Below are 10,486 nucleotides of genomic sequence, written 5' to 3' on the forward strand. Positions count from 1 at the left end.
TCTCTAAAATGGAATATCGTCTTCAAACTCATCAAATGAACTACTGTGTGATGATCCTGATTGATTGTTTCGAGGGGGGGTTTGATCAAACTCATTCTTAGTATCTGGCTGAGCGCTTGTTTGAGATTCTTGAGCAGGCGCACCATCTCTTCCTCCAAGCATTTGCATCGAATCAGCAATCACCTCAGTGGTATATCGATCCTGACCTTCTTTGGTTTGCCATTTTCTTGTTTGTAATCGACCTTCAAGATAGACTGGTCGTCCTTTTTTTAGGTACTCCCCGGCAATTTCCGCTAACCGTCTATACATAACGATATTGTGCCATTCTGTTTTTTCTTGCCTTTCCCCGGCTTTATCTTTCCAAGAGTCGGTGGTGGCTATGCTGAAATTACACACCGCATCTCCGTTAGGCATAAATCTAACTTCAGGATCTCTTCCTAAGTTACCCATAAGAATAACCTTATTAACTGATGGCATTTTTTTCTCCTAAAATTTTCATAACTTTATTGTTATCAAAATTTTCATTATTTTTTAATTTTATAATTATATAGCTTTCGATAGGGAAAATTAAGGCTTCATCAACAAAATCTAAGCTTTGAATCTTACTAAAAATCATATTTTTTGATTTGTCAGATTGGTTAAAAAATTCAGGTTTGAGTTTTATTACCTTATCATTTTTGCTAGAGGGAAAGATGAATCTAATCATCAAGGCCAACCAAAAAGCCAAAAGAATACCACTTAAGATAAAAATAGCCTGGTCGTTATATTGTGTAGCAATAAATCCACCTAAAATTCCTCCAACAAAAATTCCCAAAGACTGGGATGTATTATAAGCGCCGAGAACCAAACCTTTTAAATTTTTTGGTGAGAGCCTACTGATTAAACTTGGTAAGGTTGCCTCTAAAAAATTAAAAGCAATAAAATATATTAATAAAGTGATCATGATAGATTGTTTGCTATCCGACCAATTCATAAAGAGGTACTGCACAAAAATAAGTAGAAACACATTAATTAAAAAAAAGCTTCTCAACATCTTTTTCTTAGAAGATAAAATTATCATTGGAATGATGGCAAGCATGGATAAAACAAAGACAGGTAAATAAATTTGCCAATGGTATTTAATCGGATAACCGATCCCATTAAGCATCAATGGAATCATCATAAACATAATAATTTGAGATGCATGTAAAGCAAAAATTCCATAATCAAGTTTCAAAAAAACTTTATCAAAAATAATTTTTTTTATAGGGTAATCAATTCTTTCATTCCTTGAATATCTTATAGGGTTTGGAATGTAATAAATAACGACTGCCATTGCGATTAATGACAGAATTGCAATTAGCATAAATATATTTTGAAAGCCCAGATAGGTATTAAGAATGGGTGAAAGTACAATTGATATTCCAAAAGTCAGGCCAATGGATGCTCCAATAATTGCCATGGATTTTGTTCGGGCTTTGTCAGTAGTTAAATCAGCAAGTAATGCTAAAAGAACAGCTGATATTGCCCCAGCCCCTTGAAGGGCTCGACCCAAAGCAATCATTATCAATGACTCTGAGAAAAAAATGACAAGCGAACCTATAAAGAAAATACATAAACCAATAACAATTATTTTCTTTCTTCCAAAGCGATCCGACAATATTCCAAATGGAATTTGAAATAATGCTTGAGTTAATCCATAAATACCAAATGTCAGGCCAATTAAAAATGTTGAGGCTCCAGCACCTAACCCGGATAAATAGATTGACATGATTGGCAGAACAATAAACAAACCAAGCATCCTCAACATGTAAATGAATGCGATACCTAGTGTTGATTTGATTTCAAACGAAGTCATCTTGAAGTATGTATTACATAAATAATAAATTTCTCGTATATTAACAGGTTATGCAAAAAAATAATGACAATCTAATTATCAAAGGTGCAAGAACTCACAATTTAAAAAATATTTCTATCTCCATGCCTAAAAATAAGCTAGTTGTTATTACAGGGCTATCTGGTTCAGGTAAATCATCACTAGCTTTTGACACCATCTATGCTGAGGGACAAAGACGCTATGTTGAATCACTATCAGCCTACGCGAGACAATTTTTAGATAGGATGAATAAGCCTGATGTGGATTTAATTGAAGGCTTATCTCCTGCAATATCTATTGAGCAAAAATCAACATCGCACAATCCTAGGTCAACCGTAGGAACGGTTACAGAAGTCCATGATTATTTAAGATTACTTTTTGCTCGAGCAGGAGACCCACATTGTCCAGAGCACAACCATAAGTTAGAAGCTCAAACTATTTCCCAGATAGTTGATAATATTTTATTGCTTGGAGAAGAGAAAAAAATTGTCATCCTATCCCCAATTATTAGTGAGCAAAAAGGAAGTCATAAGGACCTTATTGATGAGCTTCGATCTCAAGGATTCATAAGAGTAAGGCTAAATAATTCGATTCATGAAATCGATGATCTACCAGAGATTGATAAAAATAAAAAACATACCATTGAAGTGGTCGTTGATCGTCTAAAAATTAATGCATCTTCAAAACAAAGAATTACTGAGTCTATTGAGACGGCTGTGAGATTATCTAAATCAAAGGTCATTGTTTATGATATGGATAATGAAAGTACTCATTTATTTTCTACAAAATTTGCTTGCCCGGTATGTGATTTTTCTCTGGAAGAATTAGAGCCGAGAATATTTTCTTTTAATAATCCGATAGGGGCATGTCCCTCTTGCGATGGACTTGGAAACAAAACATTTTTTGATTCAGACAAAGTAGTGGCGATGCCTGACTTATCCTTATCAGCAGGTGCCATCAAAGGTTGGGATAAAAGAAACCATTTTTATTATCAAATTTTAAAGTCACTCGCTGATCATTATCAATTTGATATCGACACACCATTTAATGAGTTAGCCCAAGAAATTCAACAAATTATTCTTTACGGAAATAATGAAAAAATTAATTTTTCATATCTCAGCTCTGATGGAAAAATTTACAAAAAAAACCATGCCTTCGAGGGGATACTCAATAATTTTTTAAGACGTTATCGTGAATCTGATTCCCATTTAGTGAGAGATGAGTTGGCAAAATATCTTAGCCATAAAGAATGTCCCGATTGCCAAGGAAAAAGATTAAAAAAATCCTCACTGAGTGTATTAATAGAGGGCTTAGATATCCATACCATCTGCGATATGTCACTAAAAGAATGTCATCAGTATTTTGAAAACTTAAACCTAACTGGATCAAAAAAACATATTGCGGAAAAAATAGTCAATGAGATTAAAAGTAGAGTCTTTTTTCTAAACAATGTTGGACTAAATTATTTGAGTCTATCAAGGACAGCTGATACTCTGTCTGGGGGAGAGGCTCAAAGGATTAGATTGGCCTCTCAAATTGGTAGTGGCTTAACAGGAGTTATGTATGTTTTAGATGAACCTTCAATTGGTTTGCATCAAAGAGATAACGATAGGCTACTAGAAACATTAAAAAATCTTCGGGATCTGGGCAACACAGTCATTGTGGTTGAGCATGATGAGGATGCTATCTTAAGTGCTGACTATGTGATTGATATTGGTCCTGGCGCTGGGGTGCATGGTGGTGAAGTAATTGCATCTGGCTCACCTCAAGAAATTTTAAAAAATAAAAATTCACTGACTGCGCAATATTTGTCAAAAAATAAAAAAATTGAAATTAACAACCTTCCAAAAACAACCAATAATTTTATTAGAATCAAGGGGGCGAAAGGTAATAACTTAAAAAGTATTGATGTAGATATTCCTGTTGGTCTTTTTACTTGTGTTACAGGAGTTTCTGGAAGTGGGAAGTCGACTTTAATCAACGATACACTTTATCTATCTTTATCGAATAAATTAAATCGAAACAATCATGCAACAGCCCCTCATGACGAAATTTTAGGTGTAAATTTATTTGATAAGGTCATTGATGTAAATCAAAGTCCGATTGGAAGAACGCCTCGATCCAACCCAGCCACCTATACAGGCTTGTTCACCCCGATTAGAGATTTATTCTCTAAATTACTTGAGAGTAAATCAAGAGGATATGGTCCAGGAAGATTTTCTTTTAATGTCAAAGGTGGAAGGTGTGAGGCTTGTGAGGGTGATGGTGTTTTAAAGGTGGAAATGCACTTTCTTCCTGACGTGTATGTTAAATGTGATATTTGCCAAGGACATCGATATAACCGTGAAACTTTAGAGATTAAATATAAAGGCAAAAATATTCACGAAATTTTATCCATGACCGTTGAGGATGCCTACCAATTTTTTGAGTCTATTCCTGTCGTTGCAAAAAAATTACAAACTCTTTTAGATGTAGGCCTTGGCTATATTACTCTCGGCCAAAATGCGACCACCTTATCTGGAGGAGAAGCCCAAAGAATTAAATTAGCGCTGGAGTTATCTAAGAGAGATACAGGGAAAACAATGTACATTCTTGATGAACCTACCACAGGACTGCACTTTGCTGATATTCAATTACTCTTAAATGTTCTTCATAAGCTTCGAGATAATGGTAATACCATCGTTGTTATTGAACATAATTTGGATGTCATTAAGACAGCAGACTGGATTATAGATTTAGGCCCTGAAGGAGGTTCTGGCGGTGGAGAAGTAATCGCTTGCGGCTCTCCTAAAGAATTAGCTAATGTTGCAAAAAGTTACACAGGACAATATTTACAAAAATTATTTTAAGGGATGTTTGAGTAATCCATCCTCCTAAAAATTTGGTTTGTTTTTTTTGTTAAAAATTCTGAATGTCTATCTTTCTGATACTTTCTCGGATTGGTTAGCATGGATGCAAGTTTTGCCGACTGATATGAGTTCAAAGACATTGGGTCAACATTAAAATAAAATTGTGATGCATTTTTAATCCCATAGAGTCCATCACCCCATTCTGCAATATTTAAATACAGCTCTAATATCCTTTTTTTACTTAAAAATATTTCTAAAAATATAACAAGAGCCGCTTCATTGATCTTTCTATAAATATTTTTCGATGGATTAAGAAATAAATTTTTTACTAGTTGTTGTGAAATTGTTGAACCGCCACGTTTATTTTTTTGATGCAGATTGTCAATATATGCATCTTTAATTGATCTGATATCAATTCCAGAATGCTGCATAAACCGGTCGTCTTCTGCAGCGACAACTGCCCTCTTCATCGAGTTATTAATCATTTCATAAACCACCCAATCGATTTTGATATTTTTTGCATAATCAACTCCTAATTGATACTTCATCATCGAAGTCGTTTTTGGATTAATAGATTTGAACTTGTAAATCTCAATAATTTTTGGAGTCAGAAAAACTAGGTATCCTATTGTGAGTATTGTAATTGCAACAAATATTTTTTTTAAACTAGAGATGATCTTAAAGATGCCTCAACACTTTTAGATTCGACTTTTTGCCCATGCCATATTTCAAAACTTGCTGCTGCTTGCTTAACAAGCATGCCAAGCCCATCAAAGGAAGTTAAGTTATTATCGCTTGCATTTTTTAGGAATGCCGTTTGTTTACCATACATCATGTCATAGCAAATAATTTCCTTACGGCAGTCATTCAAAGATATTGGGGATAGGGAGTTATCATCAACGCCTGCAGAGGTGGCATTAATCACTATATCAATCTTATTAAACTCAATTTTTTCCATCACTGAAACTCTTCTAAAACTTTCATGCCAACTCTCAGCCATGTCAAATGATTTCTGTATGGTCCTGTTCCAGAGATAAAGATGAGAAATTTTTTCACTGAATATAGATGGAATAACCCCGTTAGCAGCGCCACCGGCCCCAAGCAATAATACAGAAGAGTTGGAAATAGACCCAATTTTATCTATTAGATCATTCACCAAGCCAATTCCATCAGTTGTATGTGCTGCAATCGAATTATTATCAAAACATAGCGTGTTTGCAGATCCAGTTAAATCAACGTCTGAACTTCTTGTTGTTGAAATTTTTACAGCACATGCTTTAAATGGAAGGGTGACATTTGCACCTGAGTATTTTTTATTAATTAAATTTTCAATTGTCGATGTAAAACTTATGTCGTCATCAGCCATAATTTTTTCATAAGTTAAATCTATCGAATGCTGCCGAGCAAATTCTGAATGAATTTGTGGTGACAGTGAATGATTAATTGGATTACCTATGACAGCAAATTTTTTCATTTTTTCCTATTTTTGCACTAATATAGTGCATTTATTAGTTAATTTGTATTAAATTTGACCAAAAAAATACTTTTTTATAGTTTAGCAAGGCTTATTTATTGATGATCAACTAATATATTACATATATTTTATTTTGGCATAGATGTTGCATTTAATAAAAAGTAAATAATTAAACTAGAGAGGAAATTTTACTATGGCAGTTTCAGATGTAATGAAAATGGTAAAGGACAACAATGTAAAATTTGTTGATTTTAGATTTACCGACACAAAAGGAAAAGAACAGCATGTGTCTGTTCCTGTATCCGCTTTTGATGAAGATAAGTTTAAAGATGGTCATGCTTTTGATGGTTCATCTATTGCAGGTTGGAAAGGTATTAATGCATCAGATATGTTGCTTATGCCGGATCCAGATACGGCAAAGATTGATCCATTTTTTGAAGAAACAACACTTACACTCACATGCAATATTGTTGACCCAACAGACGGTAAACCATATGACAGAGACCCCAGAAGTATTGCTTTAAAAGCTGAAGCTTATTTAAAATCAACAGGAATTGGCGATACTGCTTTTTTTGGTCCAGAACCAGAGTTTTTTGTTTTTGATTCAATTACTTGGAAGACGGATATGAGCGGCTCGCATGTAAAAATTTACACAGAGGAAGCCACATGGGATTCCGAAAATAATCATGAAGGCGGAAACGTTGGTCACCGTCCAGCAGTCAAGGGTGGTTATTTCCCTGTTCCTCCAGTTGATTCTCTGCAAGATTTGAGGTCAGCCATGTGTATGACGCTTGAGCAGCTTGGTGTTCCAACTGAGGTTCATCATCATGAGGTTGGCGGTTCTGGACAATGTGAAATTGGTACCAAGTTTGCTACATTGACACAAAGAGCTGATTGGACTCAAATTCTAAAATATGTGGTGCACAATACAGCCAACAACTTTGGTAAAACTGCAACATTCATGCCTAAACCAGTTCTAAATGACAATGGTTCAGGTATGCATGTTCACCAATCGATCTGGAAAGATGGAAAAAATATGTTTGCTGGGGATGAGTATGCAGGTTTAAGTGAAACAGCTTTATTTTACATTGGTGGAGTAATCAAACATGCAAGATCATTAAATGCAATTACTAACCCATCCACTAACTCATATAAAAGATTAGTTCCAGGATTTGAAGCGCCAATTAAATTAGCTTACTCAGCGAAAAACCGCTCTGCTTCAATCAGAGTTCCATTCGTTTCAAGTGATAAAGCTAGACGAATTGAAACACGATTCCCTGATCCAACAGCGAATCCATATCTTGCTTTTAGTGCACTCCTAATGGCTGGCCTTGATGGCATTCAAAATAAAATTCATCCAGGTGAAGCGGCAACAAAAGATTTGTATCACCTTCCACCAGAAGAAGATGCAGCAATCCCAACTGTTGCAAGATCACTCGAAGAAGCTCTTGAAGCATTAAACGAGGATCGTGCCTTTTTAACTCAGGGTGGTGTATTTACTGATGACTTTATCGACAGTTTAATTGAATTAAAAATGGATGAAGTTACAACATTGAGAATGACACCACATCCTGTTGAATTTGACTTATATTACTCAGTGTAATTTTGAATTTCGGGGTGATTATGTCACCCCGAATTAAAATTTAAATGGTCCCCCCAATTAAAGAAAAAGAAAATAACGAATTAGAACAGTTAGCAACATCCGTTGTGCTGCTTGATAAAAATCTCAATATTAAATATTTAAACCCAAGTGCAGAAATTCTTTTTCAAATTTCTTTAAAAAAAGTAAGAGATAAACAAATTTCTTTAATTTTCGAGGATATTGATTATTTAAAGTATCGAATTGAAAAATCTGTACAGCGCTCCTCCACCTACAAAGAACATGAATGTCAAATTAAAATAAAAGATGTTATCAAAACTGTGACATTTACTGTTACGCCATATGACGATGAAGATTATGAGTTTATTTTAGAATTTATTGAGATGGATCAGGTTCTACAGGTAGCAAAAGAAGAAAGGATGATATTGCAACAAAAAGCCAACTCTGAGTTACTAAGAAATCTTGCGCATGAAATCAGAAACCCTCTTGGTGGAATTAAAGGCTCAGCTCAGCTTTTATCTGATGAGGTCAATGAGGATTTATCTGAGTACATACGGATCATCATTTCTGAAAGTGAACGTTTACAAAGATTAATGGATAGTTTATTGAGCCCTCACAAAATACCGAAATTTGAAAAAAATAATATCCATGAAATATTAGAAAAGATTCGTAGCACTCTTAAATTAGAATACTCCGAAATTGAATTTATTAGGGATTACGATATATCTATCCCTTTAATATCTTGTGACTATGAAAAAATTTACCAAAGCCTATTCAATATTATTAAAAATGCTTGTGAAGCCTTAACCTCTTCGCCATTTGAAGAAAAAAATAAAATTAAATTTGTTACTCGCTCTGAAAGAAAAGTAATATTTCATAAGAAACTTCACCATACGGTTTTAAACATATCCATTATTGATAATGGGCATGGAATTCCTAAAGAAAAAATTGAAGAAATATTTTTTCCACTTGTTAGCGGAAAAGATTCTGGAACTGGACTTGGGCTACCGCTCAGTCAAAACTTTATCACGCTTCACAACGGCATAATTGATGTTAATAGTCGACCTGGTGAAACAGAATTTAAAATTTTATTACCAATACAAAATTAAATATGGATTCTTCTAAAAAGAAAATATGGATTCTTGATGACGATAAGTCGATTAGATGGGTTCTTCAAAAGGCCTTAGAAAAGAATAATTATACTGTATTAGCATTTGGAAATACCAACGAGGCTATTAATCAATTCAATCATGATATGCCAGATCTTATTGTTAGTGATGTAAAAATGCCAGGTGAATCTGGACTTCAATTCCTGGAAAAAGTGAAGGGAAAGTTTCCAAATATTCCTGTAATCATCATGACAGCATTCAGCGACCTTGATTCAGCAGTTGATTCCTATTCTCACGGGGCTTATGAATACCTGCCGAAACCATTTGATATCGATAATGCAATCAGTGTAATTAACTCTGCATTTAAGGATGAAGCAGATGAATTGAATGATATTGACAGTACAAACAAAATTATTGGGACTTCAAAAGCGATGCAAGAGGTTTTTAAACAAATTGGTAAGTTAAGTAAGTCTGATGCATCTATCCTTATTACTGGCGAAAGTGGTACTGGAAAAGAATTGGTAGCAAAAGCTATTCATGATAATAGCTTAAGAAAAGATAAACCGTTTATAGCACTTAATTCAGCAGCAATTCCAAAGGATCTTCTTGAGTCAGAGTTATTCGGCTATGAAAAAGGTGCTTTTACTGGAGCAAATGTAACAAAAAAAGGATACTTTGAAGAAGCTCAAGATGGTACTTTATTTCTTGATGAGATTGCTGATATGCCGATTGACCTGCAGTCTAAACTTTTAAGAGTTCTCAATGATGGTTCTTTTCAAAAACTTGGAAGTAGTTCAGTTATTAAAGCAAATGTGAAAATTATTGCTGCCACTCATCAAAATCTTCAAGAAAAAATAAATAATCAAAGCTTCAGAGAAGACTTGTTTCATCGGCTGAATGTTATTACAATTCACCTTCCGCCTTTAAGAGAAAGAGATAATGACATCCCTCTTCTAGCCAAATTTTTTCTCAATCAAAGTGCAAAAGAATTAAAAACCAATTCAAAATATCTTAATGAAGAAACCCAAGATTATTTCAAGAAACTCAACTGGACAGGAAATATTAGACAGCTTCGAAATATATGTCATTGGCTCACCGTCATGTCTCCCGGGAAAGAAGTTGGGATCTCGGATCTTCCTGCAGAAATTTTAAAGGAAAATATCTATAACAAACCTTCAAATAATTGGGAAGAATCTATTAAGCTAGTAATACAAAATGATTTATCAAACAATGTATCTGACCTCTATGATTTATATCTAGAAAAACTAGAAAGTATTCTAATTAAAGAATCATTAAATTATTGTGGTGGGAAAAAAATAAATGCTGCAAATATTTTGGGAATTGGTCGAAATACAATAACTAGAAAAATAAAAGAGCTAAATATTTCTTCAGACCAATGAGTTAATTTTATAGACAATTATTAATAATAATTAATTTGAATTAGTACATAAAAATCGCAAAAATCAACTGTTTTAAAAAAATCTGATTACAAACATAATTGGTATTATAATTAACTGATTATTTATTCCAGTTAATACTATTAAAAAATTACAAGAACATTTAGATAAAATTTGGCAGTATATAAATAATGGACAATAT

At 33.8% G+C, this 10,486-nt stretch carries 8 protein-coding genes; 4 read left to right on the plus strand and 4 right to left on the minus strand.

Features of this window, described 5'->3' with window-relative positions:
- Positions 1-3: 3 nt before the first annotated feature.
- Both UZ34_06075 and UZ34_06080 read right to left on the minus strand, forming a co-directional pair.
- Entirely contained in the window at positions 4-477 is a 474-nt protein-coding gene (locus UZ34_06075) for a single-stranded DNA-binding protein (protein ID AKO64912.1), read from the minus strand.
- Positions 464-1,837 carry a hypothetical protein gene (locus UZ34_06080; protein ID AKO64913.1) on the minus strand — a complete coding sequence of 458 codons (1,374 nt, stop codon included), beginning with the start codon at positions 1,835-1,837 and terminating at the stop codon, positions 464-466. Before UZ34_06080 ends, UZ34_06075 begins: the two co-directional genes overlap by 14 nt.
- Before the next feature lie 50 nt (positions 1,838-1,887).
- On the opposite strand from UZ34_06080, the gene UZ34_06085 reads away from it, so the two are divergent.
- A complete protein-coding gene (locus UZ34_06085) occupies positions 1,888-4,704 on the plus strand; it encodes an excinuclease ABC subunit A (GenBank protein ID AKO64914.1) in 2,817 nt (938 codons plus the stop codon).
- On the opposite strand, the gene UZ34_06090 is transcribed toward UZ34_06085, so the two are convergent.
- Positions 4,701-5,381, minus strand: a complete 681-nt coding sequence (locus tag UZ34_06090; GenBank protein ID AKO64915.1) for a hypothetical protein — start codon at positions 5,379-5,381, stop codon at positions 4,701-4,703. The two genes, UZ34_06085 and UZ34_06090, sit on opposite strands and share 4 nt — an antisense overlap.
- Positions 5,366-6,178 carry a hypothetical protein gene (locus UZ34_06095; protein ID AKO64916.1) on the minus strand — a complete coding sequence of 271 codons (813 nt, stop codon included), beginning with the start codon at positions 6,176-6,178 and terminating at the stop codon, positions 5,366-5,368. Before UZ34_06095 ends, UZ34_06090 begins: the two co-directional genes overlap by 16 nt.
- Positions 6,179-6,371: 193 nt before the next feature.
- Here UZ34_06095 and glnA point away from each other — a divergent pair, with 193 nt between their 5' ends.
- The 3 genes from glnA to UZ34_06110 are packed head-to-tail and all read left to right on the plus strand — an operon-like array spanning position 6,372 to position 10,287.
- Positions 6,372-7,781, plus strand: a complete 1,410-nt coding sequence (gene glnA / locus UZ34_06100; protein AKO64917.1) for a glutamine synthetase — start codon at positions 6,372-6,374, stop codon at positions 7,779-7,781.
- 44 nt (positions 7,782-7,825) lie between these two features.
- Positions 7,826-8,887, plus strand: coding sequence for a hypothetical protein (locus tag UZ34_06105; GenBank protein AKO64918.1), 1,062 nt, complete (start codon positions 7,826-7,828; stop codon positions 8,885-8,887).
- Between the two features lie 2 nt (positions 8,888-8,889).
- Complete coding sequence (locus UZ34_06110; protein ID AKO64919.1) at positions 8,890-10,287, plus strand: nitrogen regulation protein NR(I); 1,398 nt, start codon at positions 8,890-8,892, stop codon at positions 10,285-10,287.
- Positions 10,288-10,486: the final 199 nt, after the last annotated feature.

The sequence above is a fragment of the Methylophilales bacterium MBRSF5 genome, assembly GCA_001044335.1.
Lineage (GTDB): Bacteria > Pseudomonadota > Gammaproteobacteria > Burkholderiales > Methylophilaceae > BACL14.

Coding starts and splice junctions, on each gene's coding strand:
- UZ34_06085 (AKO64914.1), top strand. CDS start 1,888: ATGCAAAAAAATAATGACAATCTAATTATCAAAGGTGCAAGAACTCAC.
- UZ34_06095 (AKO64916.1), bottom strand. CDS start 6,178: ATGAAAAAATTTGCTGTCATAGGTAATCCAATTAATCATTCACTGTCA.
- UZ34_06080 (AKO64913.1), bottom strand. CDS start 1,837: ATGACTTCGTTTGAAATCAAATCAACACTAGGTATCGCATTCATTTAC.
- UZ34_06110 (AKO64919.1), top strand. CDS start 8,890: ATGGATTCTTCTAAAAAGAAAATATGGATTCTTGATGACGATAAGTCG.
- glnA (AKO64917.1), top strand. CDS start 6,372: ATGGCAGTTTCAGATGTAATGAAAATGGTAAAGGACAACAATGTAAAA.
- UZ34_06075 (AKO64912.1), bottom strand. CDS start 477: ATGCCATCAGTTAATAAGGTTATTCTTATGGGTAACTTAGGAAGAGAT.
- UZ34_06105 (AKO64918.1), top strand. CDS start 7,826: ATGGTCCCCCCAATTAAAGAAAAAGAAAATAACGAATTAGAACAGTTA.